This is a genomic window from Tatumella sp. JGM130, assembly GCF_018257525.1.
GTDB lineage: Bacteria > Pseudomonadota > Gammaproteobacteria > Enterobacterales > Enterobacteriaceae > Tatumella > Tatumella punctata.
In genome coordinates this window covers 1-22795 of sequence record NZ_JAERJS010000043.1, presented here as the reverse complement: position 1 = coordinate 22795, position 22795 = coordinate 1, and the positions used below count along the sequence as shown (strand labels likewise).

The window sequence follows — 22795 nt, the reverse complement described above, 5'->3', positions numbered from 1 at the left end:
GGGACTTGAACCCTCACGTCCGTTAAGACACTAACACCTGAAGCTAGCGCGTCTACCAATTCCGCCACCTTCGCATAACCAGCAAAAAATGGGGTGGCTAATGGGACTCGAACCCACGACAACTGGAATCACAATCCAGGGCTCTACCAACTGAGCTATAGCCACCATATCTTTCTTACTTCTTACAACGATGCTAAAAACACCTTTACTACTCTCGCGGTAAATAACCGCAGCTCTTACGCCAACCAAAAATGGTGCGCCCGACAGGATTCGAACCTGAGACCTCTGCCTCCGGAGGGCAGCGCTCTATCCAGCTGAGCTACGGGCGCTTAGCGCCGTTGCGGATGCGGATATTACGGGGTTGAGCTGATCCTGTCTAGTGCTTTTTTAATAAAATTATTTATTTGCTTATCGTTTGTGCGTTTTGTCTGAATATTCAGCATTAGGCGCATATTTTGTGCCTTTATCGCAGGCTATTCTAGAGTTCACCCCGCCAGTGATATTTTTGATAGCGTAAAAGCTGCAGTTGCCGCCGCCAGCGCGAAGGCTGTTTAATCAGACGGTATAACCATTCCAGCCCCAGCTTCTGCCAGATAACAGGAGCACGCTTCACAATACCACTGAAAACATCATAGGTACCGCCGACCCCCATATACAGCGCCTCAGGATAAACAGCCTGGCAGCGTCTGATAAACAGTTCCTGACGGGGTGATCCCATCGCCACGGTCACAATGCCTGCACCACTGTCAGCAATTGCCTGTATTACTGCCGCCGTTTGCTGCTCAGAAAAATAGCCATCCTGCTGACCTGCAATCCGGATCGGCCAGTGACGACGTAATTTGTCGCAGGTCTGTTGCAGCACCTCTGATTTACCTCCCACCAGAAATACCGGAACGCCTTGCTCAGCGGCTCTTTGCATCAGCACCTGCCAGAGATCCACTCCGGCTATCCGGCTGATTGTGCTGCCGGGATATTTTTTCCGTACAGACCGGACAATACTGATCCCATCAGCATAGTTAAATGCCGCCTCAGACAGTATCTGACGTAATTGCGGGTCTTTTTCGGCGCTCAGTACCTTCTCCGCATTAATCGCTACCAGCATGCCGTAACGTGGATGCTGTGCCGGTATCAGAAAATCAGCGAACCGGGCTATCGAACTAAAACCATAAAGTGGTATGCCCCTGATCCGGTAAGGCGGGAACTCCGGGTATTTACTCATTACCTTACTGTCCTGCTGTTATACATCTTCAATGCTGAAAAACCGATCACTGCCCTGCCTGTTGCGCTGACGGATAAGCCCGTGACTGTCCAGCAATCGAAAGACTATTTTGGCCATCGCGAGGCAAAACAGGAAAATGACACCAAAGAATACGATTCTCGACCCGAAGGCATCCAGACCCTCCCGGGCCAGCACGATCATATTGAAAATAGCCCCGAAACAAAAACTCTGCAGTACTGCAGCGCTGTAACGGTTAGTTTCCTGCAAAGCACGCCGGTAGATAAAGTCGAAGGCCTTGATAATAAACCCCACCACAATAGCCCCCGGCATCAGCAACCAGCCGCCCCCCATCACCACCAGTGATCCAATCAGGGTCGGTGAAATCGCCAGTCCTGAATGGTTATGCAACACATCACGAGTAAAGTAATTAGCGCTGTTCAGTATCTCTGCCGGGCGGTCATGCCACAGCCAGCCAGGGATAAAAACATAAAAATCCCGCCACATCGGCGCAAGCCCCTGAAATTCAATCCGGTGATACTGGCTGAGGAGCAATGCCAGGTTTTCCCAGGGCGAAAAAGTATCGCGGGTCAGATAAAGAAAAGTATGGAAAGCTTCCTCTCCGGAAACATGCAGGTTATAACGTTTCAAAGCCAGCCAGAACATCCCCGCCACCGACAATACCCCGGCGGAGACCAGCATCGTCAGGCTAATCCAGCCACGGGTGATACCGATAAACAGAAACAAAGCAAAGGCGATAATAATATTCGCCCGGGTGCCCCCGACAATAAGATATGTCAGTAATCCGAAGCTGACCGTACATACCAGAAACATTAACCAGCGTTGCCGGGTCGGCCGCAGAAAATAGATAATCAGCATCGCCGGTATAAAAAAGTAGAAGAACCGTTTCAGTGCCACACCGGACACCTGTCGGGAAAATATCTGGTTATAAGCACTGAGCCTGAACAACAGGAAACCGTTATGCATAAAAAAAACAGTCACCGTACCGATAGCAATCAGTGCCAGTAAACCACAGAAAATCAGGGTTTCCACCCTGTTCATCTGCAGCAAGGGTGCCGCCGGTGTCACCTCAGGACGGCGTATCCTGACTTTATAAGCAAGATAATAAACACCATAAAACAGGGTGGCCGATAGCAGCGCCTGTAACAAATATTCGGGTGCCACTACCGGCGTATCAAAACAGAAGACCAGCAGTGCTGTCAGAGGAAAACCAAAGTAAAAGGTCAGCAGAAACAATAAAGAGAAAAACAGGTGAAAATTAAACCGTTCACGACGAAACTCTTTTCCCGCCAGTACCAGTACAAATGTCAGGCAGCAGAGGTAAACCACCGACAGCCCTGAAAACTGTAATAAGCTCATAGTGCTTTCCCTTCTTCAAGCCGTTGTAATATCTCACACCAGCCCGCCAGATAGCCGGGAGAAAGAAAGGCGATCTGCTGCTTATCGCAGCTTATCAGCTGCCGTCTGGCCTCATTGATGGTGTCCGGGTCCAGCTTGTCTCCGCGAAATAATACAGGGAGTTTCTGTTCGGCAAGATCCTGCCAGAATGGATTATCCCGGCTGATAACAAACGGGATATTCTTTTCAATCAGTAAACAGAGGGTACCGATTCCCTGCTGACGTTTAAAAATAAAATAGCCCAGCTGACAACGCGCCAGCAGGGCCTGATAGTCAGCAAAGTCCAGTGTCCCGGTCAGCAATGTCACCTGTCCGCTAGTAAAATAGCGTTCGGCAACCGCACGGACTTTTTCAATATACGTCTGATTACCTGCCGGGTAGCCCATCGGCAGAATGACACTGACATTACTGCCGAACTGCTGATAAATGTCCGTCAGCGCTTCAGCATGACGATTGGTCGGATCCCCGGAGTTTCCGACCAGAATCGTCAATGGCCGATCGCCGTTCAGCGGGGGGGCTGCCGGGCCAGATACCGGCATCCTGGCCGGAAAATACAGTAAAGCAGCGGCAACTGAAGGCACACGCTGCCGAAAATAATTAATATCACCACGGGTTGCCAGAATACCGGCAACCCGTTTACGGGCCATACGCCGCACAACATAAAACAACCGGAAACGGAGCTGATGAGAATCCTCATACAGATCGGCACCCCAGATATGCCAGTACAACTGATGACGGGATATTTTGCGTCCATATAACGCCAGCCAGAGCCAGGGATTAAACTGGCCGTGGCAAAAAAAACGTTGTTGTTTATTTTTCGCCAGCCGGATCACAGCCCGTGCCAGGCTTTTTTTATCGGGGAATATCTGCACCTCGAGGTGACTGAATCCGCTCAGCGACTGGCTGTCACAGCTGACAACCATAAACTTTCTCGCCGCCGCGGACGGCACCTGTACCGACAGTTGCTGGTCAAAGAAACGCAGCAATGTCAGGTTATGGTGTGGGATATCAGACCCGAGCAGATGGATTAAGCTTGTCATTTTCGGTACCAGCACATAAATACGCCCGCGCAAAGGGCAAAATAAATCATATAAGTAAGACAATAGGCCTGCACCGCACCGCTGACACCGTGTAACGGGATCAGCCAGTATGAGCTGGCAATCAGCAAAATAAACTGGCTGACTTCCGTAAGCAGGTAAAAACGGAGAGATGCTTTGGCAATAACCTGGTAACCAAATACGTAGGCACCGACTTTAAAAAAATCACCGGCCAGTTGCCAGCCGAAAAGATCCCGCATTGCATCGAACTTCGCAGAAAATAACAACCAGATAGCAATATCTCGCAGTAACCAGACCAGTATCGCCACCCCCGCAACCACCGGCAGAACAAAACGCAGAGCACGATAAATTTCACGCCCGATATCCTGTTTACTGCGCTGTTTTGCCAGGGTCGGCAACAACCAGACACTGAAAGTCGCGGTAATAAATTGCAGCCACGCATCTGAAATACCACTGACCCCCTGCCACAGCCCTACCTGTTGCCAGCCTGACTGTGCTGCCAGCAGATTACGCATCATCACCCAGCCGACCGGTACAGTGACTGCAGTCATTACCGCCATCAGCGTATATTTAAGCAGGCGTAACACCAGTGAGGTATGCCAGCGAGGCATAAACCAGCGCCATTGCAGGCCGGTAGCGGATTTCAGTAACCAGATGGCAGGCAGCAGGCTGATGGCCGGTACCAGCGCCAGCCCCGTCAGTGCACCACTATAACCTCCCGCCAGCCAGCACAGCAGATAGCCTAAAACCCCCAGCAGACTGCCGGCAGCCACCACCAGCGCATGACTCCGCGCATTACGAAATCCTTTCAGATATGCCTGTAGCAGATTCGCCCAGGCAATGCCTATTTGCAGAAATGCCACAATACGGATCACTTGCCGGTACTGATCACTGCCAAACAGTATCTGGCTGACAGGGGATGCGGCAAGACTTAAGACCGCTGCAAGTAATAAAGAAAAGACCAGGACAATCCCTGCCGAAGTGGCAGTCAGTGAACGGAGCATTTCGGGTTGTTGCTGATATTCGGCAACATAACGGGTAACACCGTTAAAAATCCCGGCGCCCGCCAGCACCCCCAGAACAGTGATCAGTTGCCGGAAATTAGCCGCCTGGCCAATCCCTTCGGGTCCGTAACTGACGGCCATAAATTTAACCACCAGTAATCCGGAAAGAATTTTCACCAGTGTAGAAAAAGACGTCCAGACAGATGCTTTCGCCAGTGACATCAGCGCAGAAAACTCATCAGTGAGCCGATAACCGTTTTCTGATTGTTATCCGACAGGTTATAAAACAATGGCAGCCGCAGCAGTCGTTCGCTCTGAACCGTTGTATAACGGTCCTCCCCGTGAAAACGGCCAAACTGTCGCCCTGCGGGAGAACTGTGTAACGGAATATAGTGAAATACCGCGAGAATTTCAGCTTCTTTCATCCAGTCGATCAGCCGCGAGCGCAGGTGGTTATCCGCCAGACGAATATAAAACATATGGGCGTTATGGGTACAACCTGCGGGAACTTCCGGCAGGGATAACCGGCCCTGCTGCGCCAGCGGCGTCAGTGCTGTGTAATATTGTTCCCATAAGGCCAGCCGGCGCTGGTTTATCTGATCAGCGACTTCCAGCTGGGCCCACAGATAGGCCGCCTGTAAATCAGACATCAGATAGCTGGACCCCAGGTCACGCCAGGTGTATTTATCCGTCTGTCCCCGGAAAAACTGGCTGCGGTTAGTGCCTTTTTCACGGATAATTTCAGCTCTGGCAACCAGTGCCGGATCATTAATCAGTGTCGCGCCCCCCTCTCCGCCGGCAGTATAGTTTTTGGTTTCGTGGAAACTAAAACAACCGATATGGCCTATCGACCCCAGTGGCCGGCCTTTATAGCAGGACATCACCGCCTGAGCCGCATCTTCAATCAGGTACAGACGGTGTTTTTCACAGATCTGCACAAGGGTATCCATTTCACAGGCGACCCCGGCGTAATGCACTGCCACGACTGCACGGGTTTTTTCGGTAATGGCGGCTTCTATCAGACTTTCATCAATATTCAGTGTATCCGGGCGGATATCAACAAATACGATTGTCGCACCGCGCAATACAAATGCATTGGCCGTCGAGACAAAGGTATAACTGGGCATAATCACTTCATCACCCGGCATGATATTGATCAGCAGCGCGGCCATTTCCAGAGAAGCAGTACAGGAGGGAGTCAGCAATACTTTATGGCTGGAAAAACGCTGTTCCATCCATTGCTGACAGCGGCGGGTAAAGCCTCCGTCACCGCTCAGCTTGCCACTGGCCATCGCTGACTGCATATAGTCAATTTCACTGCCTGTCACCGGCGGAGAGTTAAAGGGGATCATTGTTTTTCCTGTATAACCAATAGGCTGTGTGTTCCAGCCGGGCACCGCTGCGCAGATATAAGCGCATTGCAGCCAGATTACTCAGCTGAGTAGTGATATGCAGCTGTTTCAGGCGTCTTACCCGCGCCCAGTCCGCAGCAGCTAACAGTAACCGCTGCCCGATACCTTTGCCACGCGCCGCCGGTAATACGGATAATAGCCCAATCCGTGCATCTGCACCGGTTTCACGCACCGAGACAAAGCCCTGTAGTTCTCCGGCATCTCCGCAGGCGATCAGGCACTGGTCATCAAACTGTCCGGTCACCGCATTTTCTATCCACTGAGCATAAAAACGCTGGCCGTCTGCGTCGGCAAACCAGGGGGCACGGAAGCGGCTGTGCTGAAATGCGTCGCACGCAGCCTGCCGTAATTCGGGGATCAGGGATTGCCGCGCAATACGGATGCCGGGCTGACGTTCCGTGTGCTGCAGGTCCAGAACCAGAACGGCTTCACCTTCCGCCAGCTGAAATCCCAGTTGTCCGGCAACGGTAAGTGCCTGATAGTCGTCTGCGGCTATCCTGGTCTGTAATAAACGATAGTGTTCAGCCAGCGCTGGCTGAAACCACTGATCACCGCCCGGGATGAACTGGCCGACAGGGTAACCAAAAAATGCAGATTCCCATTCGAGCGGGACAATACTGCCAGTGAGTTGCATCCACACCTCCGAAATGATTATATCCGCGGGTACCGGCCATGCCGGTCTAAGTCCAGAGACCGCGGGTATCGACAATACGCCGCCCGGCCAGCTGCTGTTTATCAATCCCTTTGAATGGCTGATGATCAACCAGCATCACCAGAATATCGGCCTGCTGCAGCGCCGTATCACTGTCGGTCAGCGTCACTGCGCTCAGTGATGCCGGTAAGCCGGTAATATTCGGTTCAACTGCCAGTAGCGGCCCCTGATGCCACTCGCTGATCATCCTGACCACCTGTAATGCCGGGCTTTCACGCAAGTCATCAACATCGGCTTTAAACGCCAGTCCGAAACAGGCAATGGTGATGTCGGCTGCCCGTTGTGAAGTGCTATTCAGACAGTCAGCCAGCTGCTGTTTTACCTGACTCAGTACCCAGTCCGGTTTGGCGTCATTAACTTGCCGGGCGGTACGGATCAGCTGACTGTGCAGGGGGTTCTGCGCCACGATAAACCACGGATCGACGGCAATACAGTGCCCTCCGACACCCGGCCCGGGTTGCAGTATATTTACCCGCGGATGACGGTTCGCCAATGCAATCAGTTGCCAGACATTAATCTGTTGCTGGTCACAAATCATTGATAATTCATTGGCAAACGCGATATTCACATCACGGAAACTGTTTTCGGTCAGCTTACACATTTCGGCGGTACGGTCGTCGGTTTCAACACAGTCACCCCGCAAAAAGAGCCGGTAGAGCTCACTTGCTCTGGCTGCACAGCCGGGGGTCATACCGCCAATCACCCTGTCATTGTCCACCAGCTCCGCCATAATTTTTCCCGGTAATACCCGTTCCGGACAATACGCAATATGAATATCGGGTTGCGGTCCCTGGTGCGGAAATGTCAGGTCAGGCCGAAGTGCGGCCAGCCAGTCTGCCAGCTGTCCGGTAGTGCCGACCGGGGACGTGGACTCCAGAATCACCAGGTCACCCTGTCGGAGTACCGCTGCAACCGATTCTGCGGCCGCACGGACATAACGTAAGTCAGGCTGGTGCCCCTCACGGAAAGGAGTCGGCACTGCAATCAGAAATGCATCGGCTGGCTGCGGTGTCAGGGACGCCCGTAAATAACCGTCTTTTACGGCGTCTCTGACCACCTGTGCCAGATGAGGTTCGGCTATATGGATTTCTCCGCGATTAATGGTATCCACCGCATGGGGATTCACATCAACGCCAATAACGTTTTTTTTCCCGGAGGCAAAAATCGCTGCTGTAGGCAGGCCGATATAGCCAAGGCCCACAACAGAAATGGTGTCAAAACTCATAACGTCACTCTGTATTGTTTTAATATTTTTATAATTTTCTGACATGCATCACCGTTACCATAAGGGTTATGGGCACGGCTCATTTGCCGCCAGGCATCAGGGTCCTGTAATAACCGTGAAACTTCGGTGATAATTTTCTCACTATCAGTACCGACTAACCGTACCGTTCCGGCATCCACGGCTTCCGGTCGCTCTGTCGTATCGCGCATCACCAGTACCGGAATACCCAGAGCCGGAGCTTCTTCCTGAATTCCGCCAGAGTCCGTCAGGATCAGCCTGGCTTTATTCATTAACCAGACAAACGGCAGATAGTCTTGCGGATCAATCAGATAAATATTACTGATGCCGCGCAGGATCCGGTTTACCGGGGTACTGACATTCGGATTAAGATGTACCGGATAAACTATCTGGACATCCGGGTACTGTATGGCCAGTCCGGCAAGGGCACTGCAAATCCGTTCAAAGCCATCGCCGAAACTTTCACGCCGGTGTCCGGTAACCAGAATCATCGGCCGGTCTGGTGACAGAAACGGATATAAGGCCGACAGTTGCCGTTCTAAGACACTGTCCTGCTCAATTTTATCCCTGACCCACAATAAAGCATCAATGACTGTATTGCCGGTCACAAAGATATTTGCTGCAGGAATATTTTCCTGTCGCAGGTTGCGTTGTGCCCGGGGGGTCGGTGCAAAATGATATCTGGCCAGATGACCGGTCACTTTACGGTTGCCTTCTTCAGGCCAGGGAGAAAAAAGATCTCCGGTACGTAAACCGGCTTCGATATGCCCGATGGCAATCCGCTGGTAGTAAGCTGCCAGGCTGACAGCCATAGTGGTGGTGGTATCACCATGTACCAGCACAATATCAGGACGAAAGTCGGTGAGTACCTGCTGCATACCTGCCAGTATACGACAGGTTATGGTGGTAAGGTCCTGACCCGGACGCATAACGTCCAGATCATACTGCGGGTTCAGGCTAAAAAGTCTCAGCACCTGGTCCAGCATTTCGCGGTGCTGTGCAGTGACGCAGAGCCGGGCATCAATCTCATTATCCGCCGATAATGCACTGACCAGAGGTGCCATTTTTATCGCTTCCGGGCGCGTGCCAAATACCGTTAATACTTTCACGCTGGCTTCCTTATTATTCAAAAATCTGTGTTATCTGCTATCGTCATGCTACCGGCGGCGGGAAACAGCAATCACCGCCCCTGCAAATGCACCGGTCATTCCCCACAGCACAACCAGTAAAACTAACCGCGGGCTGTCGCGACTGGCCGGAGGTTCAGGTGAGCGCAGGTAGCACCAGGTGGGCAGATTGTCAGATACGACAGGTTCCGGCCCCAGACTTTCCAGCAATGCTTTACTCTGTAAATACTGCCTGTCATAGGCAGGTCCGCTCGCCAGTAAATTAGCCAGCCAGCCCTCCAGGACCTGTTTACTGACAGGCGGCATAGTCTGTGAATCAGGTCCGGTGACAGATACGCTCTGTCCGTTTCCGGCACGGGTTATCGCCTGTTCAAGCTGACGACGTTGCTGTGCAAACACGGTTTCAGCCACCCATTGCTGGCGTGCCAGTGCCGTCTGATGAGACTGCCATGCAATCTTCCACTCGTCATGCAGATTACTGCGTAAACGAGCCGCGGCACGCTGACTGGCAAACTGCACGTACTGGTCCAGTAGCTGCGCAGAAGATGTCGCATTGTCTGCCCGCAGTACCAGAGTATCCCGGGTCCCGCGGGCCGGTTCCGCGGGCTGAAAGCGGATATCACCGATCAGTTGGTCCAGTATTGTCGCACGCTGCGATTGATGCCCCTTCAGCTTGTCACGGAAATACGCTGACTGTAGCCAGAAATCTCGCCGGCTGTCCCGGGAAGATAACTGTAATAAAAATTGCTGATAGACTTCGTCTGTTACCATTGACGCCGCCGGAGGAGGCAGACTCTCGTCTTCAAGCGTTGCCAGCGACAAACGCAGGCTGTAATAATTCGCTATCTGACTGACCGAAGGGCGGTCGACAGTCGCAGTCGCACTCCATACCTGGCTGGCCAGACGGGCATAGGCCAGCGCAATCAGCGCACCTGCCAGCGCCAGTCCCAGAATCCAGACTTTACCGCGCCACAACCGGCTGGCAATCAGTGGAATATTCAGCTCATTTTCCACAGAGGAAGAAACCATCTCCGGATATCCTTTTAACGATAAAAACGGGTGTCAGATACCATGCCCGCGGGCACTGCGAAAGTTATGCCAGCGACGTTTTAGCCTGCGGAGTAACCGTGCCACTCTCCAGGCATGTTTCAGGCAATAGCCATACGCTGAAAAGGCCAGCAGGAACAGCAGCATCATGCCCCACTCGGGGATCACCGGCAGATACTCTCCCGTCACCCCGATAGCGGCCAGCAAGGCCGCCGCCAGCGTAATTAATACAAAGGCCTGACGCGAGCTGAAACCGGCACGCATAATTAAATGATGGATATGCTGACGATCGGCAGAAAACGGGCTCATCCCTTTATGTAACCGCCGGTACATAATCGCGACCATATCCATCAGCGGAATTGCGATAATCCACAGGGCCGTCACAGGACGCAGCTCATGGCTGGCCCCCTGGGTGGTTGCCAGCAGGATCCAGATAACCGTAAAGCCAATCATGGTACTGCCGGCATCGCCCATAAAGACTTTATAGCGTCGGCCGAGCAGGCCGAGGTTAAGCAGAATATAGGGGAGTGTTGCGGCAATCATCGCAAAGCACCAGAACGCCAGACTATATTGCCCTTTCAGACACAGGATGATCCCCAGCGCTCCGAAGCTGACTGACGATAAACCGCCGAGTAATCCGTCAATGCCATCGACCATATTGAAAGCATTAATCGCCGCCCAGACAGCAAATAAGGTCAGTACATAGCCGAAAGGCCCGACATTTAAGTCAACCGGGCCGATAATACCGCCAAAACTGATCAGCGAATTGTTGGCCCAGATCATCATGATAATGGCAATCACCGCCTGTACCAGCGCACGTAATTTCACGCTGATATCAAAACGGTCATCCAGCGCACCGACCAGCACCAGAACCCCGGCGCAGAACAGGTACAGCGCTCTGTGGGGCTGATAGCTGCTGGTGATCAAAAATGCAAAACAGATCCCCGCAAACACCGAAATTCCGCCCACCAGCGGGATAGCTCCCTGATGGCGCTTCCGGTAATCAGGTTTATCAACCAGACCCACTCTCTTTGCTATTTTTCGGGCAAAGAACAAGAAGCACAGCGAAAAAAGAAATGTCAGTCCCAGTTCAGTACCCATATTGAGTAAATTCACATTAATCGCTCTCAGTTAGAATACTCAGTTAGAATACTCACTACACCATCATGCTCTGAAGTTTTACTCTGATTCAGGTAGTGAGTTCTGTGCTGACAGCGACATTCTGCGCTGATACGACAGTCCGCATAGGTTACTCCTTCACAGAATCCTTTGTTCCTGATAATGCTATAGCCTGATCAACAAAAACGCCACGTAAAGACGTGGCGTTTTTGTACTTTCAAAAAATTCTTATTGTTGTCGCTGCAGACTACGAGCGTTTCATCATATCGAAGAATTCTTCGTTTGTTTTGGTCATCGCCAGTTTGTTGATCAGGAACTCCATAGCATCAATCTCACCCATCGGGTGGATAATTTTACGCAGGATCCACATTTTCTGCAGCTCTTCCGGCGTGGTCAGCAGTTCTTCTTTACGGGTACCTGAACGGTTGTAATCTATCGCAGGGAACACACGCTTCTCAGCAATTTTACGCGACAGGTGTAATTCCATATTACCGGTACCTTTGAACTCTTCATAGATAACTTCATCCATTTTAGAGCCGGTATCTACCAGTGCAGTCGCAATGATAGTCAGGCTGCCGCCCTCTTCCACATTACGTGCTGCCCCGAAGAAACGCTTCGGACGATGCAGGGCGTTAGCATCAACACCGCCGGTAAGTACTTTACCGGACGCAGGTACGACGGTGTTATAGGCACGGGCCAGACGGGTAATTGAGTCCAGCAGGATAATGACATCTTTTTTGTGTTCAACCAGACGCTTGGCCTTTTCGATCACCATTTCTGCGACCTGAACGTGGCGGGATGCCGGCTCATCAAAGGTGGAAGCAACGACTTCACCTTTCACCAGACGCTGCATCTCGGTCACTTCTTCCGGACGTTCATCAATCAGCAGCACCATCAGCTCACAATCAGGGTAGTTGTAAGCCAGGCTCTGAGCGATATTCTGCAACAGCATGGTTTTACCCGCTTTTGGCGGAGCAACAATCAGTCCGCGCTGACCACGACCGATTGGCGAGGCCAGATCCAGCACACGGGCGGTAATATCTTCAGTAGAACCGTTACCACGCTCCATACGTAAGCGATTGTTGGCGTGCAGCGGTGTCAGGTTTTCGAACAGAATTTTATTACGGGCGTTTTCCGGCTTGTCATAGTTAACTTCGTTAACTTTCAGCAACGCAAAATAACGCTCGCCTTCTTTCGGCGGACGAATTTTTCCGGCGATGGTATCACCTGTCCGCAGGTTAAAGCGGCGGATTTGGCTTGGCGAAACATAAATATCATCAGGACCGGCAAGGTAAGAACTGTCTGCAGAACGGAGGAAACCAAATCCATCCTGTAATATTTCCAGTACACCATCACCAAAGATGTCTTCGCCACTTTTGGCATGCTGCTTAAGGATGGCGAAAATAATGTCCTGTTTGCGCATACGCGCGAGGTTTTCCAACCCCATTTTTTCGCCGAGAGTAATCAGCTCAGACACCGGCGTGTTTTTTAGTTCGGTAAGATTCATAGTGATGGGTTCTTGACTCGGGGTGTTACTCGAAATGTTTGTCATGAGTGGTATGGCTAAAGTCCATGCCTGTAAATAGAAATATTATTAATTCTGAACTCGACAACGGAGTCGTTAGTAAACAGCGACAGACTATGACGAGACGGCCTTGTGCGACGTGGTGGTAAACCACCGGATTGTTAACCCGTTCTTAATAGAAATACAGACTGGCTTAACAAAGGAAATCTTTTAGATTCTGACTACTGGTAAGAGCGTAATGCAGTTCAAATAACTTAGCACGACAAAATGCAGACGTCCAGTGATAGCACAAAAATAAACCACCACTGGCGTCTGATTGATATCTTAGCCCAGATTAGCGTTCAGGAACTCTTTTAACTGGCCTTTAGATAGTGCGCCCACTTTGGTGGCTGCCACTTCACCGTCTTTAAATAACAGTAAAGTCGGGATACCACGGATGCCATACTTAGGCGCTGTGCCCGGGTTGTCATCAATATTCAGTTTCGCCACGGTCAGTTTACCCTGGTACTCTTCGGCAACTTCATCGAGGATAGGTGCGATCATTTTACAAGGGCCGCACCATTCAGCCCAGAAGTCTACCAGTGTCACACCGTCTGCTTTCAGCACGTCGGTTTCGAAACTGTCGTCGGTCAAGTGAACGATTTTATCGCTGCTCATGTTTTGCTCCACAAAATTATGCCTGGCGAATTGGCGTATAATGAATCAATGTAAGTTGACTTTATTTCATTGGATACGCTTTCGTAAAGCGACATTAAGCTGATATTCTACCACACTATGAGCAAAACACACTTAACAGAAAAGAAGTTTTCCGACTTCGCCCTGCACCCTAAGGTAATTGAAGCCCTTGATAATAAAGGATTTCAGTACTGTACACCGATTCAGGCATTAGCACTGCCGTATACCCTTTCGGGGCATGATATCGCGGGTCAGGCGCAAACCGGTACGGGCAAAACGATGGCGTTCCTGACGTCAGCGTTCCATTATCTGCTGTCTCATCCTGTTGCCGAAGGCCACAAAGTGAATCAGCCCCGCGCATTAATCATGGCTCCGACCCGCGAACTGGCGGTTCAGATCCATGCCGATGCCGAGCCTCTGGCCAAAAACACCGGGTTGCGACTCGGCCTGGCTTATGGCGGCGATGGCTATGACAAACAACTGAAAGTTCTGGAACAGGGTGTAGACATTCTGATCGGAACCACCGGTCGTCTGATCGACTACACCAAACAAAATTATATCGACCTCAGTGCCATTCAGGTAGTGGTACTTGATGAAGCAGACCGGATGTTTGACCTCGGCTTTATCAAAGATATTCGCTGGTTGTTCCGCCGTATGCCTGCGGCATCCCAGCGCCTGAACATGCTGTTTTCCGCGACCCTGTCATGGCGGGTACGTGAACTGGCCTTCGAATATATGAATAATGCAGAATATGTCGAAGTTGAGCCTGAACAGAAAACCGGCCACCGTATTAAAGAAGAGCTTTTCTACCCTTCTAATGAAGAAAAGATGCGTTTATTGCAATCGCTGGTGGAAGAAGAATGGCCGGACCGTGCAATTATTTTTGCCAATACCAAGCACCGTTGTGAAGATGTCTGGGGCCACCTGGCCGCTGACGGGCACCGTGCAGGCTTATTAACCGGTGATGTTCCGCAGAAAAAACGGCTGCGTATTCTGGAAGATTTCACCCGGGGACAGCTGGATATCCTGGTAGCAACCGACGTTGCAGCCCGTGGTTTGCATATTCCGGAAGTTACGCATGTCTTTAACTACGACCTGCCTGATGACCGTGAAGATTATGTCCACCGTATTGGCCGGACCGGGAGAGCAGGTGCCAGCGGGCATTCTATCAGCCTGGCCTGCGAAGAATATGCGCTGAATTTACCGGCCATTGAGGAGTATATCGGTCATAGTATTCCGGTCAGTAAATACAACAGTGACGCGTTATTGACAGATTTACCTGCACCTAAGCGCCTGGCTCGTCGTCCGGCGAATAACAACCGCAGGGGTAATAATAACAATAACCGTCGGAATGGTCCTCCACGCAATAACAACCGCAAACGTTCAGGTTAAACCCGCTTATGCAGAACGCATCATCACTTTATGCTGCTATTGATTTAGGTTCTAACAGCTTTCATATGCTGGTGGTGCGTGAAATCTCCGGAAGCATCCAGACGGTCGCACGTATTAAGCGTAAAGTGCGGCTGGCCAACGGGCTGGATCAGAATAACCACTTATCTGATGAAGCTATGGCCAGAGGCTGGCAATGTTTGCGTTTATTTGCAGAGCAACTGCAGGATATCCCGGCCAGCCAAATCCGCGTTGTCGCAACTGCCACCCTGCGGCTGGCAACCAATGCGCAACAGTTTCTGTCTGCAGCTCAGCGTATCCTGGGCAACCCTGTCGAAGTCATCAGCGGTGAAGAAGAAGCCCGTCTGATTTATCAGGGTGTGGCACATACGACCGGCGGCTCTGATCAGCGTCTGGTCGTCGATATCGGTGGCGGCAGTACCGAATTAGTCACCGGTTCAGGCGCTGACACCACCGCATTGTTCAGTTTGCCTATCGGCTGTGTCACCTGGCTGGAACGCTATTTTTCTGACCGCTATCTGACGCGTGAAAATTTCGAACAGGCAGAGCAGGCTGCCAGAGAGCATATCCGGCACATCAGTCCGGTACTCCGGCAAAAAGGCTGGGAAATTTGCGTCGGTGCTTCAGGTACCGTGCAGGCATTGCAGGAAATCATGGTTGCTCAGGGAATGGACGAACAGATTACCCTCAGCAAATTGCAACAACTGAAGCAGCGGGCTATTCAGTGCGGGAAACTGGAAGAGCTGGAGATAGAGGGGCTGACGCTGGAGCGTGCGCTGGTGTTCCCGAGTGGTTTATCCATTCTGATCGCGGTGTTCTGTGAACTGCAAATCGACAGTATGACCCTGGCCGGAGGCGCATTACGGGAAGGCCTGGTCTACGGCATGCTCAGCCTGCCTATCGATAAAGACATTCGCAACCGGACACTGCACAATGTTCAGCGGCGTTTTTCCATCGACAGAGAACAGGCCGCCCGGGTACAGCAACTGGCCGATGCTTTTTTTCGTCAGGTCAGCCACAGCTGGAACCTCGATGCACGATGTCGTGAATTACTGCTCAGCGCCTGTGCTATACATGAAATTGGCCTGAGCGTTGATCACCGTCAGGCCCCACGTCATGCGGCTTATCTGGTGAAATCGCTCGATTTACCCGGATTTACACCAGCCCAAAAGAAACTGATTTCTTCCCTGTTAGAAAACCAGCAAGGCAATATTGATCTGGCGTTACTGACCCGGCAAAATGCCCTGCCCCCCCGACTCGCCGAACGAATTTGCCGTCTGCTCCGGCTGGCGATTATTTTCTCCAGCAGACGCCGCGACGACACACTGCCTGCGGTACGCCTGCAGGCAAACGATGATGCCATGCATCTCAGTCTGCCGGACGGCTGGCTGGAAGCGCACCCACTACGGGCCGAATTTCTGGAGCAGGAAAGTCATTATCAAAGTTATGTACACTGGCAGCTGACCCTGGGCTGAAACAGATTACCGGCCAGCCAGCGCCAGCCGGTCAGTTTCAGTCCGCCTGCTTTTTAGATTTTTCCAGCATCGCCCGCAGACCCGCAACTCTGCTCTGGCTGTTGAGCATCCGTTGTTCGCTGCTGACTGGTTTACGTTCGCCTTCCCAGACTAAATCATCCTGTGGCAACTCAAGCAGAAAACGGCTGGGTTCAGGTCGGATTTGCTCCCCGTATTGCCGGCGCTCCCGGCACAGGGTAAATGTCAGTTCCTTTTGCGCACGGGTGATCCCCACGTAAGCCAGCCGCCGTTCTTCTTCGATATTATTTTCATCAATGCTGCTCTGATGGGGTAACAGCCCTTCTTCCATACCCACCAGAAACACATAAGGGAATTCCAGCCCTTTTGAGGCATGCAGGGTCATCAGTTGTACCTGATCCTGATCATCATCACTTTCACCACGCTCCATCATGTCGCGCAGAGTAAAACGGGTCACCACCTGAGTCAGCGTCATAGGTTCGTCAAGGTCACTGCCCTCAAGCATTTCTGTCATCCATTGAAACAGCGTGTTCACGTTTTTCATCCGCATTTCCGCGGCTTTCGGGCTGGCTGAGCTTTCAAATAACCAGCTTTCGTAGTCAATTCCCTGAATCAGTTCTCTGACCGCCGCTACTGGCTCACGCTCACTGAGTGTTACCAGAGAGTTCAGCCAGTGAGTAAAACGCTGTAAATGCTCAAGGCTGCGGGCAGGAAGGCGTTCAGCCAGCCCGAGGTCAAAACTGGCACGGAACAGACTTTTGTTGCGGATCGAGGCCCACTCTCCCAGTTTTTGTAAGGTGGCAGGGCCAATTTCACGGCGAGGTGTATTGACGATCCGCAGAAACGCGCTGTCATCTTCCTGATTCGTAAGCACCCGTAAATAAGCCAGCATATCCTTGATTTCAGGACGGGAGAAGAAAGAGGTGCCGCCGGAAATCCGATACGGAATACGGTTCTGCATCAGTAACTTCTCAAATACCCGCGACTGGTGATTGCCCCGATACAGGATTGCATAATCACGATAACGGGTCTTGCCGATAAAATGATGTGCAATCAGCTCACCGGTCACCCGCTCAGCTTCATGATCTTCATTATTGGCAGTGATCACTTTTAGCTGGCTGCCTTCACCCAGCTCCGAGAACAGCTTTTTCTCGAATACATGAGGATTATTGGCAATCAGAATATTGGCTGATTTCAGGATCCGCTGAGAAGAACGATAATTCTGCTCCAGTTTAATCACCTCCAGGCTTGGGAAATCCTGGCTGAGTAATACCAGGTTTTGTGGCCGGGCCCCGCGCCATGAATAAATTGACTGGTCATCATCCCCGACCACCGTAAATCTGGCACGCTGCCCGGTCAGCAGCTTTACCAGCTGGTACTGACTGGTATTTGTATCCTGGTATTCATCCACCAGCAGATAGCGGATACGCTGTTGCCAGCGCTCTCTGACCTGCTCATTCTCCTGTAATAATAAGGTCGGCAATAAAATAAGATCATCAAAATCAAGTACATTACAGGATCGTAAATGCTGGTCATACAGCTGATAACAGTGGGCAAAAATATTATCCTGCGCCGACCTGGCTAAATCAGCCGCGCCGGCGGGCGACACCAGGTCATTTTTCCAGTTAGAAATCGTCGAAATCAGGTTTTGCAGCAGGGTTTTATCTTCTTCCAGCCATGGCCTGGTCAGTTCTTTCAGCAGTGCCAGCTGGTCCTGGTCATCAAACAGTGAAAAATTGGATTTCATACCCAATGCCGCGTATTCACGTTTAATAATTTCCAGCCCCAGGGTGTGGAACGTCGAGATCAGTAATCCACGGGCCTCTTTACGTCCCAGTGTCTGGGCAACACGTTCTTTCATTTCCCGTGAGGCTTTATTAGTAAAGGTAACGGCGGCAATATGCCGGGCCTGGTATCCGCAGTGACGGATCAGGTGGGCTATTTTGTTGGTGATCACCCGGGTCTTGCCGGAACCGGCTCCCGCCAGCACCAGACAAGGACCGGTCACATACTCGACAGCATGTTGCTGACCTGGGTTTAAACGCATAAAAAATCGCTCTGTAGATAGCTTAAAGAATGGTATATAAGGCGGCCGGGTATACACATCTCAGATCAAGGAGCAGAGATATGGCCAAAACAGCCGCCGCGTTACATATTCTGGTCAAAGAAGAATCGCTGGCAAAAGAGTTACTGCTTCGCCTGCAAAAAGGCGCCAGCTTTCAGCAACTGGCAAAAAAACACTCCGCCTGCCCGTCGGGACGGAAAGGCGGAGAACTGGGTGAATTCCGTCGCGGTCAGATGGTTCCTGCCTTTGATAAAGCGGTATTTTCCTGCCCGCTGCTGGTTCCTTATGGTCCGGTAAAAACCAGCTTTGGCTACCACATTATCAAAGTGTTGTGGCGTAATTAACCGGTTCAGCTCACTCAGGCCAAAAATCCGTCAGCCGTCCTGTTACGGATTACTTTCCGGTACCGCCGTTCCCTGTTCACTGTCCTCCGTTACGGGTGCCAGAGCAGTAATTTTATCAAAGCGGGTTTTCAGGTCATTGACCGGAATTTCTGCTTCGCCCTGAGGCTGAACCAGCGCCATCGCCACCGGCTGCGAGAGTTGCTGATGCAACTCATGATTCAGGGCCTCCAGAGTCAGCCCTGCCAGGAATGCCTGCCGCAAACGCTGATACTGTTCCGGAGAAATATCAACGACCGCATTCTGTTGTGAACGCAGGCGCTGTGCCATCAGAGTACTGGTCCCGGTGCGGGCATAGGTCGCAAACAGGCTATTCAGTTCTGCCAGTTTTCCGGACATCAGCGTATCAAACTCCTGCTGAGTCAACCCATTATCGCGTAATTCCGCAAAATCGCTAGCGACCTTATCTGACTGCGCCGCTAATTTATCTGCCGTTGTATCAATATTTAAACCACACTGTGCACGCTGATAAAATACCCGACAGTCCAGTCCGAACCGGGTATCGGCACTGGCCTTCTCCGCATCAGCAGGTAACAGATGCCAGTAAAGCACCTCACGGGCTAAATCACTCAGCCAGTATTGTTGCAGGGACTGGGAATCCGTAATCGGCGACCAGGGCATATCCCAAATCAGGGACAACCGGTCTCCGCTCCCCTGGCTGTCTGTCAGATTCACAGCCCGATAAGATAAAGGCGGTAATACGGCCAGAGACGGCGGACTACTGCGCTGTCCTTTCAGGGATGAAAAGGCCTTGCTGATTTGTTCGGAGATTGCGCGGCTGTCAACATTACCGACCACATACAATGTCATCGCATCCGGGGTATACCATGTATGATAAAAGTCTGTTAACTGTGCAATATCAACGGGCTGTGCACTGTTTTCCTGCGGATCGTGAGATAATAATGCCGAGCCTTGCAGGCGATAACGCCACCAGACATCCGCGGTATTGGCGGGCCACGTGGCCGTCGGATCGGAAGCCGCTAATGCTGAGTTAACAATCTGTGGAGTGATCGCCATATCACCCGCCGTCGCTGATAACCACAGCAACGCATCTTTTATCAAATCCGGACGGTTTGCCGGCAGACTCAGGTTATAGCGGGTAAAATCATAGGATGTGACCGCGGGCGGTAAAGCATTGCGCTTATCAATGCTCTGCTGCCATAACTGACGCTGCTGTGTCACACTGATAGCCGAATTATGTACCAAAGCCAGCCGGGTGAGTAAATGACTGTAGCCTGTCTGTAACGGACTTTCGTTCAGAGAGCCGCTCTCGACAACTAACCGTAATTCGATACTGTCTGAAGGGCGCTGTGGTGTCGCCAGCACCTGCCAGTTGAAACCGTTTTTAAGTTTCCCCTGTTGCCAGGCAGGATCTGGCTGGAGGGCTTCTGCATGCAGCGTAAAACTGACGGCTACCAGCAGAACTCCCCCCATCCAGCGCATAAATTTGGTGCCCTGCATGTGAACCCCTACATTCAAATGGTGAAAATTATAATTTTCACTGACATTTCATTGCCATACACATTCTTCCGCTGTTTACGGATACTGTTTTGATAGAGCATCGCTTTTTTGACCACATAAAAACACGGATGTCGCATGGCAACATAAAAAATATTCGGAACATTTCGGTCGTTATTATCCAAAAGTCAGACATTGCAGCAAGGAAAAAGCAAAAATTAACGGGATTATTCAGGGAAAAGTCGCAATTACCGGTAAAATATGGTCTGTCGCGGGTAAAACAACCGAAATACGACTTATTTTTTCACAGTAAACCCTGCGCCGGAGACAGGTTACCGCCAGGCAGCAGATAATCTTATCCGGCGTGGTACACGGTTGTACACGGATACCGGTCAGCTCAGGTTAAGCCACTGACGGTTAAACAGCGGCTCAGAAAGTGCCGGGGAGTACAGGTACCCCTGAGCAATATCAATTCCTCTGGCCAGCAGAGCATCTCGCTGTGGAATAGTTTCCACTCCCTCAGCAACCACATCCAGCTGCAGAATATTGGCCACCGCAGCCACGATACGTACCATCACATCATCACCCGGCAGACCGGCAACAAAGCTGCGGTCTAATTTCAGGCGTTTTAACGGCAATGAACGGAACTGGTGTAAATAATGCAGATTCGAATAGCCCATACCGAAATCATCCAGTACCACCGAGATACCGGTTTGTTCGACAGACTTCAGTAATGCCACCGCACTTTCCGTATCATCAAGCTGCGCTGTTTCGGTTAATTCCAGTATCAGCCCGGCAGGGTCAATCTTCAGTTCACTTAACAGATGCTGTAAATGACTGACCATCTGCGGGTCCTGTAACTGCCGCGCTGAAGTATTCACACTCAGAGGCAGCATGACACCCTGTGATTGCCAGTGTGCAACAATACGGCACGCCTCTTCAAATACCCGGCGGCCAAGCTCTGGCATCCTGCCCGTATCTTCTGCTGTCGTGATAAAATTTTCAGGCAGGGAATACAAACCATCCGCGCCGCGGACCCGCAGCAACGCTTCCGCCCCCACCAGCGCCCCGCTTCTCATATTTATCAGAGGCTGGAGCCAGAGCTCATAGTCTTTCTCATCGCAGTGCCGCAGGATGTCATGACAGGAGGATAACGGTAAGGCCGCCCCGTCAGGCAGTATTCTGCTGTTTACCGGCTGCGGTGCATACAGTGACTGATGACGGTTAACCGTTCTCACCAGAATCCCGATTTCATCATCCCGATGATTTACCGGCATTTTTAGCAAAACGCCAGGGGCGTCCTGCAAATCACGGCAAATATCCCGCAAAGGATGAATTATCAGCCGGTTAATAAACCAGCTGACAGATACGGAGAGTACAAATGCCAGCAACAGATAAGTCATCATCATCGTGGATAATGTACTGAGGATAAACTGATACACCCGCACCGAATCAGCCACTAATACCAGTGAGGCCAGTGGCCGGGGTAAACTCGCCTGATCTGTCGGATAGAGCGGGATGGTTATCTGTACGGGTAACCGAAAAATCCGGGCAATTAATGCGGGAACTTCCGCCGGTTTATTGTCAGTAAAATCGACATGCAATACCGTCAATTGTTCCGGCAAACGAATATCGGCCTGCCCGAGAATACCTGCCGGTTTCAGTGTCATTAATAACTGTTTTACGGCCGGGGCATCTCCTTTAAGTACCGCGTCTGCCAGTGGCTGACGCACGGTCCGGGCAATATTTTCCATCTGCTGTGTGTACTCAGTTTTACGCTGTTGTACGAAATGAAATAGCTGGGCCGTAATAAACAGACAGACAACGACTATTGCTAAGGCGGAGACATTGACCATCTGTTTAATGGTAAGGGAGCGTTGCACGCGCAAAATAGTCTCCGGACAAGGGGTAGGGAATTTTTCAGTATATAGCAAGACCCCCGGCTGACTATCAGATATCACCACCGCGTTGCCAGAAATTCAGTAAATTCCGATCGTTCGGCAGGGGACAATGGCCGGGGGCTGTGGATTAACGCTTGTGCTGATATGCAATATATAAACCCGGCGGGGTTCTGTTCGCCATTACGTCAGGTCATTTTTGCTGCCCCGCTGCGGGCGACCAGGCAAAGGGCGCAATGGCCGCGCCCTCTGCACTCCGGGCCTTAACCCGTCCGCCGCAGCGCAGCTGCTGAAACTCCGCCACTGATGGCGGAAGGAAGATGCTCAGAGCCGGACGTTTATGCCCGAAGGCGGTGGATTAGCACTGGCTATCGATAACGCTGATACGGGTATGCCGCATATCAATCCGGCGGGGTTCTGTTCGCCATTACGTAAAGTCATTTTTTGCTGCCCCGCTGCGGGCGACCAGGCAAAGGGCGCAACGGCCGCGCCCTCTGCACTCCGGGCCTGTGC

The 22795-nt window shown here is 51.5% G+C and carries 18 protein-coding genes and 2 tRNA genes; 3 read left to right on the top strand and 17 right to left on the bottom strand.

Going from position 1 to position 22795, the window contains the following annotated elements; genetic code table 11:
* Positions 1-89: 89 nt before the first annotated feature.
* From JK211_RS15280 to trxA, 14 genes are all read right to left on the bottom strand, one after another.
* Positions 90-165: transfer RNA gene (locus JK211_RS15280), tRNA-His, on the bottom strand.
* A gap of 87 nt (positions 166-252) precedes the next feature.
* A tRNA-Arg gene (locus JK211_RS15275) sits at positions 253-329 on the bottom strand.
* Between the two features lie 149 nt (positions 330-478).
* Positions 479-1219: a lipopolysaccharide N-acetylmannosaminouronosyltransferase gene (wecG, locus tag JK211_RS15270; RefSeq protein ID WP_212709511.1), complete on the bottom strand. Its 741-nt coding sequence runs from the start codon at positions 1217-1219 to the stop codon at positions 479-481.
* Between the two features lie 18 nt (positions 1220-1237).
* The gene (gene wzyE / locus JK211_RS15265) at positions 1238-2596 is read right to left on the bottom strand and encodes an ECA oligosaccharide polymerase (protein ID WP_212709510.1); all 1359 of its coding nucleotides are present in this window, start codon (positions 2594-2596) and stop codon (positions 1238-1240) included.
* Positions 2593-3675: a TDP-N-acetylfucosamine:lipid II N-acetylfucosaminyltransferase gene (locus tag JK211_RS15260; RefSeq protein WP_212709509.1), complete on the bottom strand. Its 1083-nt coding sequence runs from the start codon at positions 3673-3675 to the stop codon at positions 2593-2595. The genes wzyE and JK211_RS15260 overlap by 4 nt, the downstream gene beginning before the upstream one ends.
* Positions 3672-4919: a lipid III flippase WzxE gene (gene wzxE / locus JK211_RS15255; protein WP_212709508.1), complete on the bottom strand. Its 1248-nt coding sequence runs from the start codon at positions 4917-4919 to the stop codon at positions 3672-3674. The genes JK211_RS15260 and wzxE overlap by 4 nt, the downstream gene beginning before the upstream one ends.
* Positions 4919-6049, bottom strand: coding sequence for a dTDP-4-amino-4,6-dideoxygalactose transaminase (rffA, locus tag JK211_RS15250; protein ID WP_212709507.1), 1131 nt, complete (start codon positions 6047-6049; stop codon positions 4919-4921). Before rffA ends, wzxE begins: the two co-directional genes overlap by 1 nt.
* Complete coding sequence (gene rffC / locus JK211_RS15245; RefSeq protein ID WP_212709506.1) at positions 6036-6743, bottom strand: dTDP-4-amino-4,6-dideoxy-D-galactose acyltransferase; 708 nt, start codon at positions 6741-6743, stop codon at positions 6036-6038. Before rffC ends, rffA begins: the two co-directional genes overlap by 14 nt.
* 46 nt (positions 6744-6789) lie before the next feature.
* Positions 6790-8046 (bottom strand): UDP-N-acetyl-D-mannosamine dehydrogenase, encoded by a 1257-nt coding sequence (wecC, locus tag JK211_RS15240; protein ID WP_212709505.1) that lies wholly within the window; start codon positions 8044-8046, stop codon positions 6790-6792.
* Positions 8043-9173, bottom strand: coding sequence for a non-hydrolyzing UDP-N-acetylglucosamine 2-epimerase (wecB, locus tag JK211_RS15235; protein WP_212709504.1), 1131 nt, complete (start codon positions 9171-9173; stop codon positions 8043-8045). Before wecB ends, wecC begins: the two co-directional genes overlap by 4 nt.
* 48 nt (positions 9174-9221) lie before the next feature.
* On the bottom strand, positions 9222-10220 hold the full coding sequence (locus JK211_RS15230; RefSeq protein WP_212709503.1) for a Wzz/FepE/Etk N-terminal domain-containing protein: 999 nt from the start codon (positions 10218-10220) through the stop codon (positions 9222-9224).
* Positions 10221-10253: 33 nt separating this feature from the next.
* A complete protein-coding gene (gene wecA / locus JK211_RS15225) occupies positions 10254-11339 on the bottom strand; it encodes a UDP-N-acetylglucosamine--undecaprenyl-phosphate N-acetylglucosaminephosphotransferase (protein ID WP_212709512.1) in 1086 nt (361 codons plus the stop codon).
* A 265-nt stretch (positions 11340-11604) separates the two neighbouring features.
* Positions 11605-12864: a transcription termination factor Rho gene (gene rho / locus JK211_RS15220; RefSeq protein ID WP_212709502.1), complete on the bottom strand. Its 1260-nt coding sequence runs from the start codon at positions 12862-12864 to the stop codon at positions 11605-11607.
* A 342-nt stretch (positions 12865-13206) separates the two neighbouring features.
* Positions 13207-13539 carry a thioredoxin TrxA gene (gene trxA / locus JK211_RS15215; protein WP_212709501.1) on the bottom strand — a complete coding sequence of 111 codons (333 nt, stop codon included), beginning with the start codon at positions 13537-13539 and terminating at the stop codon, positions 13207-13209.
* Positions 13540-13656: 117 nt separating this feature from the next.
* Here trxA and rhlB point away from each other — a divergent pair, with 117 nt between their 5' ends.
* Positions 13657-14949, top strand: a complete 1293-nt coding sequence (rhlB, locus tag JK211_RS15210; RefSeq protein WP_212709500.1) for an ATP-dependent RNA helicase RhlB — start codon at positions 13657-13659, stop codon at positions 14947-14949.
* 8 nt (positions 14950-14957) lie between these two features.
* On the top strand, positions 14958-16442 hold the full coding sequence (gene gppA / locus JK211_RS15205; RefSeq protein ID WP_212709499.1) for a guanosine-5'-triphosphate,3'-diphosphate diphosphatase: 1485 nt from the start codon (positions 14958-14960) through the stop codon (positions 16440-16442).
* Between the two features lie 37 nt (positions 16443-16479).
* On the opposite strand, the gene rep is transcribed toward gppA, so the two are convergent.
* Complete coding sequence (rep, locus tag JK211_RS15200) at positions 16480-18507, bottom strand: DNA helicase Rep (RefSeq protein ID WP_212709498.1); 2028 nt, start codon at positions 18505-18507, stop codon at positions 16480-16482.
* An 80-nt stretch (positions 18508-18587) separates the two neighbouring features.
* Between rep and ppiC the strand changes: the two genes are divergently transcribed.
* A complete protein-coding gene (gene ppiC / locus JK211_RS15195) occupies positions 18588-18869 on the top strand; it encodes a peptidylprolyl isomerase PpiC (RefSeq protein WP_212709497.1) in 282 nt (93 codons plus the stop codon).
* Positions 18870-18911: 42 nt separating this feature from the next.
* On the opposite strand, the gene JK211_RS15190 is transcribed toward ppiC, so the two are convergent.
* Positions 18912-20387, bottom strand: a complete 1476-nt coding sequence (locus JK211_RS15190; RefSeq protein ID WP_212709496.1) for an insulinase family protein — start codon at positions 20385-20387, stop codon at positions 18912-18914.
* A 389-nt stretch (positions 20388-20776) separates the two neighbouring features.
* On the bottom strand, positions 20777-22273 hold the full coding sequence (locus JK211_RS15185) for an EAL domain-containing protein (protein WP_212709495.1): 1497 nt from the start codon (positions 22271-22273) through the stop codon (positions 20777-20779).
* Positions 22274-22795: the final 522 nt, after the last annotated feature.